Genomic DNA, 17715 nt, shown 5'->3' on the forward strand with positions numbered 1-17715 from the left:
AAAATGGATTATCCAAAAAGCGTTCCCAGCGTAGGGCTGGTGAACGGCAAGTTCGTCAATGAAGACGCCGTCGCCGGCCTGCCCGGATCGCTGATCCCGGCAACCTGGGGCAACAGCGTCACCGATGAACTGTTGAATGTCGTCAAATCTGCAGGTCTTGAACCCAGCGAAACCGATACCACGCAACTGTTGCAGGCGCTGAAAAAAATCAGTCAGGCCGGTGAAGACAAGCATGCTGCGGACATTGGGGCGGCCAATCTGTACATGGCCAATTACGTGCCCGCCATCGCTACGTTGAAGGACGGTCTGGCGCTGCGCTTTACCGCTGGCAACGCCAACACCGGGGCGAGTACGTTTGCGCCGAACGGGTTGCTGCCCAAGCCGCTGGTGAGCCTGGCGCTGAGTGCGTTGCGACCTGCCGAGATTGTCGGCGGCAGTGTGTGTTCGGTGGTGTACAGCGCGGCGCTGGACAGTTGGGTGCTGGTGTATGCCAGCGGTGGCGGTGCGGCGAGTGGACGGTTATTGGGAGTGAAGACGTTTACCTCGTCTGGCACTTATGTGCCGACGGTGGGGATGAAGAATGTGCTGGTGAAAATGGTCGGTGGAGGTGGCGGGAGCGCAGGGATTGCCGCGACGAATGCCAGTCAGATCTCCGTCTCGGGAGGTGGCGCTTCAGGCAGTTATGCCGAAGCCTGGATCCCTTCCTCAAGTGTCGGCACTAGCCAGATCGTCACAGTCGGCGCAGCAGGTGCTGGCGGCGTAATTGGTGGTAATGCAGGGCCCGGTGGAACGAGTTCAATCGGATCCTTGGTCTCCGCACCAGGTGGTGGCGGCGCACCAAACGTCGGTGTGGTTGGACTCGCTGATTTTGGCTTGTTTGTCGGTGGTTTCCCCAGCACTGTGGCCACTGGCGCAAATATTATCAGCAGCGCAGGAGCTGCGGGCAGTCCTGGAATCAGCGTCAGCAGTTCGATTCTTCCGGGACATGGTGCGCTTTCCCCTTTGGGGGCGGGCGGCGCTGGCACCAGTGCCGCCGGAGCTGTGGCTTCACCCGGCTCGGGTTATGGTTCCGGCGCGGGCGGCATCGCCAATGCCATGAATCAACCGGGCAGACCCGGCGCCACCGGTGCCCGTGGCGTTGTGATCATCTACGAGTACGCCTGATGAAAACCTACGCACGCATCGTCAACAACACCGTGGTCGAACTGTTCTCGACTGACGGCAACATGGCCGAAATGTTCCACCCGGATCTGATCTGGGTCGATATCACCGACATTACTCCGCTACCGCAAATCGACTGGAACGCCAACTTCGGCACCCTCGGCTGGGTGTTCACAGCCCCCGAAGTCGCGGCATCGAACAACACCCTGACAACTCTGGCAAAAAAATGGCTGGGGGGCGTTGTCCGTCAACCATGATTCAATCGGAGCATCCAGGGAGGATTACGCATCATGCAAATCACTGAAGACAACCTTAAAACCATCATGCCCAACGCCCGCTCCCAAGCGGGCGTTTTTGTTTCTGCACTTAATAACGCAATGACTCGCCGCCATATCGACACACCAAAACGCATCGCTGCGTTTCTCGCGCAAATCGGCCACGAGTCGGGGCAGTTGCAATACGTGCGCGAACTGGGCAACAACCAGTATCTGAGCAAATACGACACCGGCACGCTGGCGTTACGTCTGGGCAACACGCCGGAGGCCGACGGCGACGGGCAGAAGTACCGTGGTCGCGGGCTGATCCAGATCACCGGGCGTAACAACTATCGTGAGTGCAGTCTCGGCTTGTTCGGCGATGAGCGACTGCTGTCTCTGCCGGAGTTGCTGGAGCAACCGCAATGGGCGGCCGAATCCGCAGCATGGTTCTGGGAACAGAACGGCTTGAACGATCTGGCCGACCGCGATCAGTTCAACAGCATCACCCGCCGAATCAACGGCGGGTTGAACGGTTTGCAGGATCGCCTCGATATCTGGGCGCGGGCGAGGGCGGTGTTATGTCCATCTCCTGGCGCCTGATCGGCGTTTTGTTGCTGGCTGCGTTGGCCGCCGCGCTGGCCTGGCAGTTTCAGGACTGGCGCTACGGACGACAACTGGCCGAGCAGGCGCGGCAGCACGCCGACACCCTCAATCAACTGACCTCGGCCGCCGCCACCGCGCAGCAGGCCGAGCAGGACAAGCGTCTGGCGCTGGAGCAACGGCTCGCAGCCAGTGAACAAACCCACTACCGAGCCATGAGCGATGCCCAACGTGATCAGGATCGCCTGCGCGATCGTCTTGCCACTGCTGATGTGCGCCTGTCAGTCCTCATCGACGCCGGCGATGCTGCCCAAGGCTGCGGGGTGCCAGCCGCCACCGGCCCCGGCGGCGTGGATCATGCAGCCGTACGCGCCCGACTTGACCCGGCGCATGCTCAACGAATTATCGCCATCACCGACACCGGCGACCGCGGACTGATTGCTCTGCAAGCCTGTCAGGCCTATGTCAGAGCGCTGGCGCCTGAACATTTTGAATGAGTCTGTGTATTGAAAGCGCAACCGGGTCGTGTACGGTGGTAGTCATTCCACCCGATCCGGAGCGCACCGTGAAAGAGATCACTCAACTGGCTGCCGAGCTTGGCCGACGTTTGCAGTTGCTCAACGCCCACGTCACCACGGCCGAGTCGTGTACCGGTGGCGGGATTGCTGAAGCGATCACGCGGATTCCCGGGAGCTCGGCATGGTTTGAGGCCGGTTATGTGACGTACTCCAACCGGCAGAAAACCCGACAACTGAATGTGCCTGCGGAATTGTTCGACACCGTGGGGGCAGTCAGTCGCGAGGTGGTCGAATCGATGGTGCGTGGTGCGCAGAAGCACAGCCTGGCGCGGTTTGCCGTGGCGGTCAGCGGCGTCGCGGGTCCCGACGGCGGCACACCGAACAAACCGGTGGGCACGGTGTGGCTGGCCTGGGGCGTGGGCGATGCGGTTTCCAGCGAGGTTCAGCACTTCTCGGGCAACCGCGACGAGGTGCGCCGACAAACGGTGAAGGCCGCGCTAGAGGGGCTGCTGCGACTAGCGGCACGAGAAATCGAAAATCAGGGGTAGGCGATCCGCGAACGCTGTGGAATAATACTGGCTACTTATACAGGTGTTGGCCGTCAGGCCTTATTGATTACGTGAGGACTTTAATGGACGACAACAAGAAGAAAGCCTTGGCTGCGGCCCTGGGTCAGATCGAACGTCAATTCGGCAAGGGTGCCGTGATGCGTATGGGCGATCAGGACCGTCAGGCGATCCCCGCTATCTCCACCGGCTCTCTGGGTCTGGACATCGCACTCGGCATCGGCGGTCTGCCAAAAGGCCGTATTGTTGAAATCTACGGTCCTGAATCTTCCGGTAAAACCACACTGACGCTGTCCGTGATCGCCCAGGCTCAAAAAGCCGGCGCGACCTGCGCCTTCGTCGACGCCGAACACGCCCTCGACCCTGAGTACGCCGGCAAGCTGGGCGTCAACGTCGACGACCTGCTGGTTTCCCAGCCGGACACCGGTGAACAGGCCCTGGAAATCACCGACATGCTGGTGCGTTCCAACGCGGTTGACGTGATCATCGTCGACTCCGTGGCGGCACTGGTACCGAAGGCTGAAATCGAAGGTGAAATGGGTGACATGCACGTGGGCCTGCAAGCCCGTCTGATGTCCCAGGCGCTGCGTAAAATCACCGGTAACATCAAGAACGCCAACTGTCTGGTGATCTTCATCAACCAGATCCGCATGAAGATCGGTGTGATGTTCGGCAGCCCGGAAACCACCACCGGTGGTAACGCGCTGAAGTTCTACGCCTCGGTTCGTCTCGACATCCGCCGTACCGGCGCGGTGAAGGAAGGCGACGAAGTGGTCGGCAGCGAAACCCGCGTCAAGGTTGTGAAGAACAAGGTGGCTTCGCCGTTCCGTCAGGCCGAGTTCCAGATTCTTTACGGCAAGGGCATCTACCTCAACGGTGAGATGATCGACCTGGGCGTGCTGCACGGTTTCGTCGAGAAGTCCGGCGCCTGGTATGCCTACGAAGGCACCAAGATCGGTCAGGGCAAGGCCAACTCGGCCAAGTTCCTGGCAGACAACCCGGAAGTCGCTGCCAAGCTCGAGAAGCAGCTGCGTGACAAACTGCTGTCGCCAGCCGTGATTGCGGACTCCAAGGCCTCTGCGGTCAAAGAGACCGAAGACGATCTGGCCGACGCTGATATCTGATAACAGCGATGACCACCGCCGTACTCGATACCCTCGTCGCGGTGCGGCGAACCGCCATGGATCTGCTCGCTCGACGCGAGCATGGTCGAGTCGAGCTGACCCGCAAGCTGCGTCAGCGCGGCGCTGAGGCGGAAATGATCGAAACAGCCCTCGACCGATTGACGGAAGAGGGGCTGCTTTCCGAAGCCCGTTACCTTGAAAGCTTTGTTTCCTACCGTGCCCGTTCCGGCTACGGCCCTTTGCGCATTCGCGAAGAGCTGGGCCAGCGAGGTTTGCAACGCGCCGATATCGAACTCGCCCTACGTGAAAGCGGTATCGACTGGCAGGAGCAGCTTCGCGAGACATGGCAACGCAAGTTCTCCGGACACTTGCCGATCGATGCCAAGGAGCGCGCCAAACAGGGCCGCTTCCTCGCCTATCGGGGCTTCTCGATGGAGATGATCAACCGCTTGTTCAGCGGTAGAGGGATGGACGCTTAAAACGGTTGAACAAAAACGGCCCGCTATGAAAATAGCGGGCCGTTTTTTTTTGCCTTCAGATTACCTTCGATGGCTCACGTGCACGTTGGGTGGTCTGCGGTTTGCTGTGGGCCCAGTTTTCCGGGAGGTTGATGTAGTCCACCAGTTCCCTTAGTCGGCCATGGTTCCGGGCATTGAACGCGAAGGCCAGTCGCACCAGATGGCTGTACTGCGCTTCGTCGTGTTCCTCGCCGCTGTAGGCGTGTTGATGGAACTGGTCACTCAGGCACAGATCAGCGAAAGCTTCTTGCATATGTTCCAGGGCCTGATCGCTAAGCTTGTGGTTCATACGAATCATGAACTGACGCTTGAGCCAGCGGCTGGAGTGGAAGTTGCTGTAGAACTGGTTGATCTGCTGCACCGCCTCATCGACGCTGTAGACCAGGCGCATCAGTTTCAGGTCGGTGGGCAGGATGTAGTGGTTCTCTTCGAGCTGCTGGCGAATGAAATCCAGTGCGCCTTGCCAGAACGTTCCGCCCGGCACATCGAGCAGCACCACAGGCACCAATGGACTTTTGCCGGTCTGGATCAGTGTCAGTACTTCCAGTGCCTCGTCCAGTGTGCCGAACCCGCCAGGGCACAGCACCAGTGCATCGGCTTCCTTGACGAAGAACAGTTTGCGGGTGAAGAAGAAATGGAACGGCAGCAAGTTGCCTGTGCCGTCCACTGTCGGGTTCGCATGTTGCTCGAAGGGCAGAGTGATGTTGAACCCGAGACTGTGGTCGCGCCCGGCACCTTCGTGCGCGGCGGCCATGATCCCGCCACCGGCACCGGTGATGACCATCATGTCCGAGCGTGTCAGAGCCGCGCCGAGTTCTCGGGCCATGGCATACAGCGGATGCTCGACCGGCGTGCGTGCCGAACCGAACACCGTGACTTTGCGTCGTCCCTTGAACTTCTCGAGAACCCGGAACGCCTGCTCCAGTTCGCGCAGGGCCTGCAGGGTGATCTTGGCGTTCCAGCGGTTGTGATCTTCCTCGGCCATGCGCAGCACGGTCAGGATCATGTCGCGGTAAATCGGCAGGTTCGGACTGTTGGGGGAAATCTGGTTGAGTTGTTCTTCGACCTTGCTGATGAGGTCGGGGAGTTGTTCCTGAAAATGCCGACTGAGCAGGTCATTCGGTTGGTAAGGCATTCAACGTCTCCTTCTGCACAGAGCTGGTGGCCCTGACGTGCGGCGTCAGTGCCGCGCTGCAAAAAACACACACGATCGGCAGCTCCTTTGCTGCCGTGAACAAGTGATCGGGAACACTTTGAATCTAGACCTTCACACGGGTTTGCGCTGACTTGATCATTGCCCCGCAGAATCCTTTCTGGCAACTGCTGATTGCCTCTTCACGTAATCAGTCACCGCTCGTCCGAACGTACACCGTAGAGCAATCGCTCTGATTTACTAACCTACAGGCACCGCACGACAGCTTCGCGTCAACGGGCGTATGCAAGGTGCGCGCTTTTCAAGGATTCGTGGTGGCAAGGAGGCGGGATAGATGGCCAGAGTGATTCTGGAAATCGATACGCAGCTGTATCGGATGTTGAAAGCATCAGCCGAGACCAACCAAGTGAGTCTCGAAGAGGAGTGCTGCCGACGGTTGGCAGGCGGGGAACGCCGTTCGCGTTATCTACAGGCTCTGGTGGCCGAATTGCGCGCCGAAGATGAACAACGGCGCGCCAATTCTCGATGATTACTTCTTCGCCGGGACAGCTTTCGGACAATCCGACTCTTGATAGCTGGCCGAACCGATTGCGCGGTTGGTCTTCACTTCGCTGAAGTCGTAGCGCATCACGGCGCCCTTGGCCATCAGCTTGCGGTACGACGGGTTATTGCACACCGAAGCACCCAGCTGGAAATACACGGCTTTTGGGTCAGCGCGCATCTTCTCGGCGTGGCTGGCCTGCACACTCAGGTGGTTGATCAGCGTAGTGCCTTCGACGGTGTAGCCTTGATCGAGAATGTCTTCGTTGATCGCCCGTGGAGTGCCCACGCTGCTTTCCTGGGCGACACGACGTAGCTCTTGGTTCAGATTCTGCTCACTCAGGGACGCAGCGTGTGCGCTGAAGGACAACGCCATGGCGATGGCCGCGGTAGGAACGATAAGGCGCAGCATGAAACTCTCCTGATTCAGTGACTGGTGGTTCGACCAGCCCCGTGGCTGTGCGTTCAGTGGCGGCGAATTATAGGGGAGCCGGTCAGGACGGTACAGGCTTGTCCCCGTCGCTCTGATAAACTGCCAGCCTTTATTGCCTTGCCGAGTGTTGTTCGTGTCGAGTTTTCCTGCCTCCGGGCGCTGCCTGCAATGAATCACGCCCCTAACGCCGTCGCCCGCCTGCGCGACCAGCGCGAAGATGAAGGTATCAAGCCGATCCAGGCCCGTGGTTTCCGTTCCGAGCGTTGCCGCGATTGTCGTGTGATCATCAGCCACTGCCTGTGCGCCTGGCGTCCGACGGTGGAAACTCGATCCGGCGTATGCCTGATCATGACCGGCAAGGAAGTGTTCAAGCCGAGCAACACCGGCTGGCTGATCGCCGATGTGGTGCGCGACAACCATGCATTCATCTGGTCGCGCACCGAACCTGACCCGCAGATGCTGGCGCTGCTCGATGACCCGCAATGGCAGCCGTACCTGGTGTTTCCCGGCGAATACGTCGAGCCGTCACGGGTGACCAACACCGTCGCGCCCGATAGCAGCAAGCGTCCGTTGTTCATTCTGCTGGATGCGACCTGGACCGAGGCGCGCAAGATCTTTCGCAAGAGTCCGTATTTCGACCGCTTGCCGATCCTGAGCCTGCTGCCCGACAAACTTTCGCGTTATCGCCTGCGTCGCTCGACCCGCAGTGAGCACCTGTGCACCGCCGAGGTCGCGGCGTTGTGCCTTGAGCTGGCAGGTGACAGCGATGCCGCTTCTGCCCTTGACGCTTATTTCGATGTGTTCAGCCAACATTATCTGGGGGCCAAACAGCAGTTGGACGTCAACGAGGCGACCCCGGCCCACGCCGAGTTGTTGCCTTATATACGAAAGCCGCAAGCGGTGTTGGCCCGATAGTGGCCCATACTGCAGAGAGCGCCGGCCGTGCTGCTTGACCACCCCGGCTGCGCTGGGCATGCTTGGCGCCGATTAGGGTGCGGCCAAGGTTTGAAACGCCGTGTTTGCTTGTGATTGGCGTTGAACGTGCCCTTGTGGATACCGCTTTGGTAGCGGCATCTTGAGTTGCCTTGGCCAGGCCCGAATACACCGGGCCTGCCATCAAAAACAGGATCATTTTGAAAAATGGCCACATACGAAATCCTGATTGCCGATGATCACCCGCTGTTTCGTAGCGCGCTGCATCAAGCAGTAACCCTGGGACTCGGCCCGGATGTGAGGCTGGTGGAAGTGGCGAGCATCGCCGAACTGGAAACCCGCCTGACCGAAAAGGCTGACTGGGATCTGGTCCTGCTGGACTTGAACATGCCCGGTGCCTATGGATTTTCCGGACTGGTGCTGCTGCGGGGACAGTACCCGCAGATCCCGGTGGTAATGGTCTCGGCGCAAGAAGAAGCCTCGGTGATGGTCAAATCCCGCGAGTTCGGCGCCAGTGGCTTCATCCCCAAGTCCAGCGATCTGAGCGTGATTCAGCAAGCCGTGCGCAAAGTGCTCGATGGCGACGTGTTCTGGCCACCACAGGCCTTCGAGGCGGTCAGCGTCTCCGCCGAAGCCAAAGCCGCCAGCGACGGCCTCGCCAGCCTTACGCCGCAGCAGTTCCGCGTATTGACCATGGTCTGTGAGGGCCTGCTGAACAAGCAGATTGCCTACGAGCTGAACGTCTCCGAAGCGACCATCAAGGCTCACGTCACGGCGATCTTTCGCAAGTTGAACGTGCGCACCCGGACACAGGCGGCCTTACTTCTGCAACAACTTGAGTCAATTCCGAGCCAATAATGGCTGGCGTCTTCACGCTTTTTTGACTTTTGTTGCTCTAGCTTTCCCACTCCCTTCTGGTTGGTTTTTACGTTATGTCACCTTTCAAGGGCCAGACCGGCCTGAAACGCATCCTCAACGCATCCGGCTACTCGCTGGACGGTCTGCGCGCCGCCTTCACCGGTGAAGCGGCATTTCGCCAACTGGTCCTGCTCAATGTGGTGCTGATTCCGCTGACGTTCTTCCTGAATGTCAGTCGCGTCGAACAGGCGCTGTTGATCGCCGTTTGCCTGCTGGCGCTGATCGTCGAGTTGCTGAATTCGGCGGTGGAAGCGGCCATTGACCGCATTTCGCTGGAACTGCACCCACTGTCGAAGAACGCCAAGGACATGGGCAGCGCCGCGCAATTCGTGGCCCTGAGCATGATTGCCCTGGTATGGGCGGTGATTCTGCTCTAAGCGATACTCGGCAAGACGATCTCGTCGCTGCGCTGCACCCCGGCGGTGAAGGCGCGGCACAGTTCGAGAAACTCGCGCATGGCCGAGGTCTGGTACTTTTGCTTGTGCCAGATGAAGTAAAACTGCCGCGCCAGGTCCAGATCCGGCGTTTCCACCGCCACCAGACTGCCGCGCCGAAAGGCATCACGCAGCGCCAGCCGCGAAATACAGCCAATCCCCAGCCCCGATTCCACCGCGCGTTTGATCGCTTCGGTGTGTTCCAGCTCCAGACGGATATTCAGCGCACTGCGATGATGACGCATGGCCTGGTCGAAGGTCAGGCGCGTGCCGGAACCCTGTTCGCGCAGAATCCACGCCTCGTGCGTCAACTCTTCCATGGTCGCGCTGCCGCGTTTGGCCAGCGGATGCTGCGGAGCGCAAAACACCACCAGTTCATCTTCGACCCAGCTCTGCACTTCGATGTCCGGATGGCTGCAGTCGCCCTCGATTAGACCCAGATCAATTTCGTAGTGGGCGACTTGATGCACGATATTGGCAGTGTTCTGTACATGCAGCTTCACCTGGCTTTCCGGATGGCGCTGCATGAAACCGCCGATCAACAGCGTCGCCAGGTAATTGCCGATGGTCAGGGTGGCGCCCACCGACAGTGAGCCGAAACCGGATTTGCCGTTGAGCAGGTCTTCGATTTCCTTGGACTGGTCGAGCAGTGCCACCGCTTGCGGCAGCAACTGTTTGCCGAGGGCGTTGAGGCTCAGCCGTTTGCCGGCGCGGTCGAACAGCTGGCAGCTGGACTGGCGCTCCAGTTCGGTGATCGAGGTGCTCGCCGCCGATTGCGAGAGGTTGAGCAGACCCGCAGCACGGGATACGCTTTCCTGCTGGGCGACGGCGACGAAGACTTGCAGTTGACGAAGAGTAAATCGCATATCGATATAACCGATAACCCTTATCTTAATAATCCAGTTAACAGATATTGTCGTCGCTATTAGAATGCGTTGCAATTGCGCACTGTCGGCCGCAAAGGCGAGCGCAGACCCAATATCCAGGAGTCCCACGTACATGAGCAACATGAACCACGAGCGTGTCCTCAGTGTTCATCACTGGAACGACACTCTGTTCAGCTTCAAGTGCACCCGCGATCCGGGCCTGCGCTTCGAGAACGGTCAGTTCGTGATGATCGGCCTGCAACAGCCAAACGGCCGCCCGCTTATGCGCGCTTACTCGATCGCCAGCCCGAACTGGGAAGAGCATCTCGAGTTCTTTAGCATCAAAGTGCCTGATGGTCCGCTGACCTCGCAGCTGCAGCACTTGAAGGAAGGCGACGAGATCATCATCTCGAAGAAGCCTACCGGCACCCTGGTGCTCGACGACCTGAACCCGGGCAAGCATCTGTATCTGCTGAGCACCGGCACGGGTCTGGCGCCATTCATGAGCGTGATCCAGGACCCGGAAACCTACGAGCGCTTTGAGAAAGTGATCCTGGTGCACGGCGTACGCTACGTCAACGAAGTCGCCTACCGCGAATTCATCACCGAGCACCTGCCGCAGAACGAGTTCTTCGGTGAAGCGCTGCGTGACAAGCTGATCTACTACCCGACCGTGACCCGCGAGCCGTTCGAGAACCAGGGCCGTCTGACCGACCTGATGCGCAGCGGCAAGCTGTTCAGCGACATCGGTCTGCCACCGATCAACCCGCAGGACGACCGCGCAATGATCTGCGGCAGCCCGAGCATGCTCGACGAGACCAGCGAAGTGCTCGACAGCTTCGGCCTGAAGATCTCGGCGCGTATGCGGGAGCCGGGTGACTACCTGATCGAGCGTGCATTCGTCGAGAAGTAACACGCAATACCTGTGGGAGCGGGCTTGCTCGCGAAGGGGGGCTGTCAGTCGACGTCAATGTTGAATGGCGCACCGCTTTCGCGAGCAAGCCCGCTCCCACAATGGTTTTGTGCTACACAGAAAAGCCCGCGTTGCCTGAGAAGGCAGCGCGGGCTTTTTCGTTTCCGGGGTTTACGCCGAGGCCGGGATCACTTCCAGCACGCAAATCTGCTCCGGCGTCGGGTAATGCCAGCGCACGTCCAGATCCCAGAACTGCGCACCGTATTCGCGCTCCGGTGTCGGCGTCTGGTACGCCGGACGCGGATCCTGCGCCAGGCACTGCTCGATCAACTCGACCAGAGGCTCGCCAAGGCGCTGAGCATGGCCGTGCGCCTGTTGCAGTGCAGCGTCCGTCCACTGCACGTCAATCAGCTGTGGCGCAGCGCTGGCGATGCTGTTGGAGGCGTCAGCGATGATATCGGCGTAAGGCACGTAGGGTTTGATATCGAGAATCGGTGTGCCGTCGAGCAAATCGATCCCCGAGATGAACAGCCGATGGGCCTCGACTTTGTCCAGCTTCACCACCGATTGCCCGATGCCATTGGGCCGGTGGGTCGCACGGGTGGCGAACACGCCCATGGACTTGTTACCGCCCAGACGCGGTGGCCGCACCTTCAGGCGCGGCTTTTCTTCCAGCGCCTGATGAAACAGGAACAACAGCCAGACATGGCTGACCTGCTCCAGCCCTTGCACGGCGTCCCCCTGATCGAACGGCGCCACCAGCTCCAGCACGCCACGGGCAGCGGGGGCCAATTGCGGCTGGCGCGGGATGGCGAACTTTTCCTTGAAACAGGAACGCACGAAGCCGATGGGGGAGACGTTGTAAGTCATGGTCTGGAGTCGAGGTGGGAGCGGGGTGGGGATGATAACCCGAGGTGGCCGGGCCGACGCCTTCGCGAGCAAGCCCGCTCCCACAGGGATCTCGAGTGGAGTCCGGTTTTGTGTCAGCCACAAAACCTGTGGGAGCGGGCTTGCTCGCGAAGGCCGCGCCGCCGATTCAGAGCTTGTGGCGGTGATCAGCCGCGAACGCGCAGGGTCAGGCCCTTGAGGAAGTTGCGCAGCAACTGGTCGCCGCACGGGCGGTAGTTGGTGTGGCCGACCTTGCGGAACAGTGCGCTCAGCTCAGGCTTGGAGACCGGAAACTCGGCAGCCTTGAGGATCGCGTGCATGTCGTCCTCTTTGAGTTCGAAGGCCACGCGCAGCTTCTTCAGGATGATGTTGTTGGTCACCGGCACTTCGATCGGCTGCGGCGGACGGCTTTCGTCCTTGCCACGCTTGAACACCACCAGACCGTCGAGGAAGTGCGCCATGACTTCGTCCGGGCAGCGTACAAAGCCTTCTTCGTCTTCTTCTTTCTTGTCGAGGTACGCGACGACGTCTTTCAGCTCCACGTCCAGGCCGCCGAGCTTGATGATCTCGATGACTTTCTTGTCGCTGATGTCGAGCATGTAGCGCACGCTGCGCAATACGTCGTTATGAATCATGTGGGTAATCCTGATAATCGTTGTGGGCAACGCGCAGGCACGCTGCCGGAATGTGTGGCGGCAACAGAGGCTTTAGAACTTCTCTTTGCCGGACAGGTAGCGCCATTGGCCGAGCGGAACCTTGCCGATCGAGACGCCGCCGATGCGGATGCGACGAATGCCGACGACCTTCAGGCCAACCGCTTCACAGAACTGGGCGATGATCCCCGGCTGCGGGTTCTTCATGGCGAAGCGCAGGCGGTTTTCGTTCTGCCAGCTGGCCTTGACCGGCGGCAGCTCCTTGCCCTTGTGGGTGAGACCGTGCTGCAGGCGATTGAGGCCGTGGGCAACCATGTCGCCTTCGACTTCAACCACGTATTCCTGCTCGATCTTGGCCGCGTCGGCAGTCAGTTTGCGCAGTACTTTCCAGTCTTGGGTAAACACCAGCAGACCGCTGGACTTCGGCTGCAGATCGGCGCTGGCCGTCAGGCGCAGGAAGTGGCCGCGCAGCGGGCGTTTACCGTAGCGGTGCTCGTCGCTGAGGGTGTCGGCGCTGAGCGATTGCATGGCGGTGTCGACGTCCATGCCGGCCGGTACGTTGAGCAGAATGGTCACCGGCTCCGGCGCGGTGGCCTGGGCGTCCTTGTCGAGCTCGACCTTCTGGTCGCCGACCTTGAATTGCGGTTCGTCGATCACTTCGCCGTCCACGGTGACCCAGCCGCCCTCGATGAACAGCTCGGCCTCCCGGCGGGAGCAACCGACCAGTTCGATGAGGCGTTTGGAGAGGCGAATCGGGTCAGTCATGACAGGGCCGTAACAAAAAAGGGGTGAGCATTGTACCTGCCTGGCGCCGGTTAAGCCCGGTTCCATTTCGGTAGGTGGTTTTTTGTAGGAGTGAGCCTGCTCGCGATTGCCGTCTAACATTCAGCATTGATGTCGGCTGGTCCGGCGCTATCGCGAGCAGGCTCACTCCTACAAGGGTTCTACGGTGTGTCAGGCATGTTTCGAGCGCTGCTGATTCTGCCGCAAGCGCATATGCAGCAGCGGATACGGCTGACCCATGCCATCCACTTCCGACCGGCCGATCACTTCAAAGCCCTGCTTGAAGTAAAACCCCAGCGCTTGCGGGTTCTGTTCGTTGACGTCCAGTTCATCGGCATTCAGATGTTGCATGGCGTAGTTCAGCAATTGCTTGCCCAGCCCCTGGCCACGGTGCGCGGGATCGATAAACAGCATTTCGATCTTGCCCGCCGCCACCCCGGCGAATCCGGTGATGCGCTGCTGATGGTCTTTGGTGCAGATCAGCATCACCGCGTCCAGATAACGGGTGAGCACCAGATTGCGCAGCAACTCGATGTAGCTGTCCGGCAGAAAATCATGGGTCGCGCGGACCGAGGCCTCCCAGACCCGGGTCAGTTCCTGATAATCGCTGAGTTTCGGCGTGTGAATGACCGAATGCTGACGCATGCCTGATGGCCTCTTGTTCGTTTCAAGGGAGTCCTTCCCCCGGTAAACGATAGCCGTAAAAAAGCCCCGCATCTCGTAAAAAAGAGCGAGGCTTTTGATGACACGACTATCCCCTGTGGGAGCGGGCGTGCTCGCGAAAGCAGTGTATCCGTCGGCATATTCAGGGACTGATACACCGCCTTCGCGAGCAAGCCCGCTCCCACAGGTATTTTGTGGTGCTTAGATCTGCTCAGCCCACAGGTCGTATTCGTCAGCGTCAGTCACCTTGCACCAGACCTTGTCGCCCGGCTTGAGATTGCTGCCGTTGTCGATGAATACGTTGCCGTCGATTTCCGGGGCATCGAAGAAGCAGCGGCCGACGGCGCCTTGCTCGTCGACTTCGTCCACCAGCACTTCGATCTCGCGGCCGATGCGCATTTGCAGGCGCGCCGAGCTGATCGCCTGCTGGTGCGCCATGAAGCGCTCCCAACGGTCTTGTTTGACGTCGTCCGGCACCACTTCCAGGTCCAGGTCATTGGCGGGCGCGCCATCGACCGGCGAATACTGGAAGCAGCCGACGCGGTCGAGCTGGGCTTCGGTCAGCCAGTTCAGCAGGTACTGGAAGTCTTCTTCGGTTTCGCCCGGGAAGCCGACGATGAAGGTCGAACGGATGATCAGATCCGGACAGATCTCGCGCCAGTTCTTGATCCGCGCCAGGGTCTTGTCTTCGAACGCCGGGCGTTTCATCGCCTTCAGCACTTTCGGGCTGGCGTGCTGGAACGGGATGTCCAGGTACGGCAGGATCTTGCCGGCGGCCATCAGCGGGATCAACTCGTCGACGTGCGGGTACGGGTAAACGTAGTGCAGACGGACCCACACGCCCAAGGTGCTCAGCGCTTCGCAGAGTTCGGTCATGCGGGTTTTCACCGGCGCGCCGTTCCAGAAACCGGTGCGGTATTTCACGTCGACGCCGTAGGCGCTGGTGTCTTGCGAGATCACCAGCAGCTCTTTGACGCCGGATTTGACCAAGCGCTGGGCTTCGTCGAGCACATCACCCACCGGACGGCTGACCAGTTTGCCGCGCATCGACGGGATGATGCAGAAGCTGCAGCTGTGGTTGCAGCCTTCGGAAATCTTCAGGTAGGCGTAGTGACGCGGGGTCAGCTTGATGCCTTGCGGCGGCACCAGGTCGATCAGCGGGTTGTGATCCTGACGCGGTGGCACGACTTCGTGCACGGCGTTGACCACTTGCTCGTATTGCTGCGGACCGGTCACGGCCAGCACGCTCGGGTGTACGTCGCGGATATTGCCTTCTTCCACGCCCATGCAACCGGTGACGATCACCTTGCCGTTTTCCTTGATCGCTTCACCGATCACTTCCAGCGACTCAGCCTTGGCCGAGTCGATGAAGCCGCAGGTGTTGACCACCACCACGTCGGCATCCTGATAGGTGGACACCACGTCATAGCCTTCCATGCGCAGCTGGGTCAGGATGCGCTCGGAGTCGACCAGTGCTTTCGGGCAACCCAGAGATACGAAGCCAACCTTTGGATTGGCCGGCGCAGGAGTGGTGGACATGTCTAACCTCGGTGTTTTGTGACGTCGCTTGCCTGGTGTGGAAGCTGACGGACGGGCGCTTGAAGTGCGCCTCTGATCAAAAAGTGCGCAATTCTAGCGATGAGCAACGCACTTGACCAGCTTTATGCAGGGAAATACGACGAGTGCTGCGCTATGCTTCGCGCCGTTGAGCTTTACCAATTTTTTACAGTCAACAAAACGTCTGTAACAACAGGTAAAACAGCGCATGCTGCACCACAAAGCATAGTGCTTCATTCAAAGAAGCCGGTTCTGAGAAGTAGGAGTGTTGGATGGGTCAGGCAAGTAGTCAGGCGGCGGGCGCCGAGCATTCGGCTGCAAAACCGCTGAGCATGCTGGTCGCGGCAGTCGGGGTGGTTTACGGCGACATCGGCACGAGCCCGTTGTACACCCTCAAAGAAGTTTTTGCCGGTCACTATGGGGTGCCGGTCAACCACGACGGAGTCTTCGGGATTCTGGCGTTGATTTTCTGGTCGCTGATCTGGGTCGTGACGATCAAGTACGTGTTGTTCGTCCTGCGGGCCGACAACCAGGGTGAGGGGGGGATCATGGCGCTGACCGCCCTGGCGCGACGTGCATCCAGCCGCTATCCCAGGTTGCAGGCCGTGCTGGTGATTCTGGGGTTGATCGGCGCCGCGCTGTTTTACGGCGACAGCATGATCACCCCGGCCATCTCCGTGTTGTCCGCGGTTGAAGGTCTGGAGTTGGCGTTCGATGGCCTGGAGCGCTGGGTGGTGCCGATGGCACTGGTGGTCCTGGTCGCACTGTTCCTGATCCAGAAGCACGGCACCGATCGCATCGGCAAGCTGTTTGGCCCGGTGATGGTCGTGTGGTTCCTGGTGCTGGGTGGGCTGGGTGTCAGCGGGATCGTCAGGCACCCTGAAGTCTTGAATGCACTGAACCCGATCTGGGGCGTGCGTTTCTTCATGGTTCACCCGGGCATGGGTGTGGCGATTCTCGGTGCGGTGGTGCTCGCGCTGACCGGTGCTGAAGCCCTGTATGCCGACATGGGCCACTTCGGGCGCAAGCCGATTGCCCGTGCCTGGCTGGTGCTGGTGCTGCCGGCGTTGGTGCTGAACTACTTCGGTCAGGGCGCATTGCTCCTGGAAAACCCGGAAGCGGCGCGTAACCCGTTCTACCTGCTGGCGCCGAACTGGGCACTGGTACCGCTGGTGGTGCTGGCGACCCTGGCCACGGTGATTGCTTCGCAAGCGGTGATTTCCGGCGCGTTCTCGTTGACCCGGCAGGCCATCCAGCTCGGTTACATCCCGCGCATGCACATTCAGCACACGTCCAGTGCTGAACAGGGGCAGATTTACATCGGTGCAGTGAACTGGGCGCTGATGGTCGGCGTGATCCTGCTGGTGATCGGTTTCGAGTCTTCCGGCGCATTGGCGTCTGCCTACGGCGTGGCAGTGACGGGCACCATGCTGATCACCAGTATTCTGGTGGCAGCGGTGATCCTGCTGCTGTGGAAATGGCCACCGCTGCTGGCGGTGCCGATTCTGCTTGGTTTCCTGCTGGTCGATGGCATGTTCTTCGCGGCCAACGTGCCGAAGATCATTCAGGGCGGTGCCTTCCCGGTGCTGGCGGGGATCGTGTTGTTCATCCTGATGACCACCTGGAAACGCGGCAAGGAGCTGCTGGTCGATCGCCTGGACGAAGGCGCGCTGCCGCTGCCGATCTTCATCAGCAGCATCCGTGTACAACCACCGCACCGTGTGCAGGGCACCGCGGTGTTCCTCACCGCGCGCTCCGACGCCGTGCCGCACGCGTTGTTGCACAACCTGCTGCACAACCAGGTGTTGCACGAGCAAGTGGTGCTGCTGACCGTGGTTTACGAAGACATCCCGCGCGTGCCGCCGGCACGCCGCTTTGAGGTGGACTCCTACGGCGAAGGCTTCTTCCGGGTGATCCTGCACTTCGGCTTCACCGACGAGCCGGACGTGCCGCAGGCGCTGAAACTGTGCCATCTGGATGATCTGGACTTCAGCCCGATGCGCACCACCTACTTCCTCAGCCGCGAAACGGTGATCGCCTCGAAACTCGAAGGCATGGCCCGCTGGCGCGAGGCGCTGTTCGCATTCATGTTGAAGAATGCCAACGGCAATTTGCGCTTCTTCAATCTGCCGCTCAACCGGGTGATTGAGTTGGGGACGCAGGTGGAAATGTAGGCCACGCCCCAACTCAAAAGCCCCCGTCAGCCTTGTAGCTGGCGGGGGCTTTTTTGTGCTTCA

General features: G+C 60.0%; 21 protein-coding genes. 13 read left to right on the forward strand and 8 right to left on the reverse strand.

Features of this window, described 5'->3' with window-relative positions:
• The first annotated feature begins 3 nt into the window (after positions 1–3).
• The 7 genes from AC27VU_RS15975 to recX all read left to right on the forward strand — a co-directional run bounded on the left by AC27VU_RS15975 (position 4) and on the right by recX (position 4705).
• Positions 4–1164 carry a hypothetical protein gene (locus AC27VU_RS15975; RefSeq protein WP_488724419.1) on the forward strand — a complete coding sequence of 387 codons (1161 nt, stop codon included), beginning with the start codon at positions 4–6 and terminating at the stop codon, positions 1162–1164.
• Positions 1164–1418 carry a hypothetical protein gene (locus tag AC27VU_RS15980; protein WP_488724420.1) on the forward strand — a complete coding sequence of 85 codons (255 nt, stop codon included), beginning with the start codon at positions 1164–1166 and terminating at the stop codon, positions 1416–1418. Before AC27VU_RS15975 ends, AC27VU_RS15980 begins: the two co-directional genes overlap by 1 nt.
• Before the next feature lie 33 nt (positions 1419–1451).
• Positions 1452–2018, forward strand: a complete 567-nt coding sequence (locus tag AC27VU_RS15985; protein ID WP_003222262.1) for a glycoside hydrolase family 19 protein — start codon at positions 1452–1454, stop codon at positions 2016–2018.
• Positions 1997–2515: a lysis system i-spanin subunit Rz gene (locus AC27VU_RS15990; RefSeq protein WP_488724421.1), complete on the forward strand. Its 519-nt coding sequence runs from the start codon at positions 1997–1999 to the stop codon at positions 2513–2515. The genes AC27VU_RS15985 and AC27VU_RS15990 overlap by 22 nt, the downstream gene beginning before the upstream one ends.
• Positions 2516–2583: 68 nt before the next feature.
• Entirely contained in the window at positions 2584–3084 is a 501-nt protein-coding gene (locus AC27VU_RS15995; RefSeq protein ID WP_103484542.1) for a CinA family protein, read from the forward strand.
• Positions 3085–3167: 83 nt separating this feature from the next.
• Positions 3168–4226, forward strand: coding sequence for a recombinase RecA (gene recA, locus AC27VU_RS16000; RefSeq protein WP_003222269.1), 1059 nt, complete (start codon positions 3168–3170; stop codon positions 4224–4226).
• A gap of 8 nt (positions 4227–4234) precedes the next feature.
• On the forward strand, positions 4235–4705 hold the full coding sequence (gene recX / locus AC27VU_RS16005; protein ID WP_488724422.1) for a recombination regulator RecX: 471 nt from the start codon (positions 4235–4237) through the stop codon (positions 4703–4705).
• 55 nt (positions 4706–4760) lie between these two features.
• Here the strand turns inward: recX and AC27VU_RS16010 are convergent, their stop codons facing one another.
• Positions 4761–5879 carry an LOG family protein gene (locus AC27VU_RS16010; protein WP_488724423.1) on the reverse strand — a complete coding sequence of 373 codons (1119 nt, stop codon included), beginning with the start codon at positions 5877–5879 and terminating at the stop codon, positions 4761–4763.
• Positions 5880–6231: 352 nt separating this feature from the next.
• Between AC27VU_RS16010 and AC27VU_RS16015 the strand changes: the two genes are divergently transcribed.
• Positions 6232–6426 carry a hypothetical protein gene (locus tag AC27VU_RS16015; protein ID WP_003222272.1) on the forward strand — a complete coding sequence of 65 codons (195 nt, stop codon included), beginning with the start codon at positions 6232–6234 and terminating at the stop codon, positions 6424–6426.
• On the opposite strand, the gene AC27VU_RS16020 is transcribed toward AC27VU_RS16015, so the two are convergent.
• Positions 6427–6849 carry a PA3611 family quorum-sensing-regulated virulence factor gene (locus AC27VU_RS16020; protein ID WP_488724424.1) on the reverse strand — a complete coding sequence of 141 codons (423 nt, stop codon included), beginning with the start codon at positions 6847–6849 and terminating at the stop codon, positions 6427–6429. It abuts the gene before it with no gap.
• A 189-nt stretch (positions 6850–7038) separates the two neighbouring features.
• Here AC27VU_RS16020 and AC27VU_RS16025 point away from each other — a divergent pair, with 189 nt between their 5' ends.
• From AC27VU_RS16025 to AC27VU_RS16035, 3 genes are all read left to right on the forward strand, one after another.
• Positions 7039–7785: a tRNA-uridine aminocarboxypropyltransferase gene (locus AC27VU_RS16025; RefSeq protein WP_003222274.1), complete on the forward strand. Its 747-nt coding sequence runs from the start codon at positions 7039–7041 to the stop codon at positions 7783–7785.
• A gap of 225 nt (positions 7786–8010) precedes the next feature.
• Positions 8011–8661 carry a response regulator transcription factor ErdR gene (erdR, locus tag AC27VU_RS16030; RefSeq protein ID WP_003222275.1) on the forward strand — a complete coding sequence of 217 codons (651 nt, stop codon included), beginning with the start codon at positions 8011–8013 and terminating at the stop codon, positions 8659–8661.
• Between the two features lie 74 nt (positions 8662–8735).
• Positions 8736–9098, forward strand: a complete 363-nt coding sequence (locus AC27VU_RS16035) for a diacylglycerol kinase (RefSeq protein WP_003222276.1) — start codon at positions 8736–8738, stop codon at positions 9096–9098.
• Here the strand turns inward: AC27VU_RS16035 and AC27VU_RS16040 are convergent.
• Positions 9095–10021, reverse strand: coding sequence for a LysR family transcriptional regulator (locus tag AC27VU_RS16040; protein ID WP_027611091.1), 927 nt, complete (start codon positions 10019–10021; stop codon positions 9095–9097). The two genes, AC27VU_RS16035 and AC27VU_RS16040, sit on opposite strands and share 4 nt — an antisense overlap.
• 133 nt (positions 10022–10154) lie before the next feature.
• Between AC27VU_RS16040 and fpr the strand changes: the two genes are divergently transcribed.
• Positions 10155–10934, forward strand: coding sequence for a ferredoxin-NADP reductase (gene fpr / locus AC27VU_RS16045; RefSeq protein WP_003222277.1), 780 nt, complete (start codon positions 10155–10157; stop codon positions 10932–10934).
• 171 nt (positions 10935–11105) lie between these two features.
• On the opposite strand, the gene tsaA is transcribed toward fpr, so the two are convergent.
• The 5 genes from tsaA to rimO all read right to left on the reverse strand — a co-directional run bounded on the left by tsaA (position 11106) and on the right by rimO (position 15460).
• The gene (gene tsaA / locus AC27VU_RS16050) at positions 11106–11804 is read right to left on the reverse strand and encodes a tRNA (N6-threonylcarbamoyladenosine(37)-N6)-methyltransferase TrmO (protein ID WP_488724425.1); all 699 of its coding nucleotides are present in this window, start codon (positions 11802–11804) and stop codon (positions 11106–11108) included.
• A gap of 185 nt (positions 11805–11989) precedes the next feature.
• Entirely contained in the window at positions 11990–12457 is a 468-nt protein-coding gene (locus AC27VU_RS16055) for a YehS family protein (RefSeq protein ID WP_003222279.1), read from the reverse strand.
• A gap of 72 nt (positions 12458–12529) precedes the next feature.
• Positions 12530–13240 (reverse strand): rRNA pseudouridine synthase, encoded by a 711-nt coding sequence (locus tag AC27VU_RS16060; RefSeq protein WP_488724426.1) that lies wholly within the window; start codon positions 13238–13240, stop codon positions 12530–12532.
• Positions 13241–13429: 189 nt separating this feature from the next.
• Positions 13430–13903: a GNAT family N-acetyltransferase gene (locus tag AC27VU_RS16065; RefSeq protein WP_003222281.1), complete on the reverse strand. Its 474-nt coding sequence runs from the start codon at positions 13901–13903 to the stop codon at positions 13430–13432.
• Positions 13904–14122: 219 nt separating this feature from the next.
• Positions 14123–15460 (reverse strand): 30S ribosomal protein S12 methylthiotransferase RimO, encoded by a 1338-nt coding sequence (rimO, locus tag AC27VU_RS16070; RefSeq protein WP_003222282.1) that lies wholly within the window; start codon positions 15458–15460, stop codon positions 14123–14125.
• A 350-nt stretch (positions 15461–15810) separates the two neighbouring features.
• Here rimO and AC27VU_RS16075 point away from each other — a divergent pair, with 350 nt between their 5' ends.
• Entirely contained in the window at positions 15811–17652 is a 1842-nt protein-coding gene (locus AC27VU_RS16075; RefSeq protein WP_400497827.1) for a potassium transporter Kup, read from the forward strand.
• The last annotated feature ends 63 nt before the right edge of the window (positions 17653–17715 follow it).

The organism is Pseudomonas sp. 14P5.3.2 (assembly GCF_057799175.1).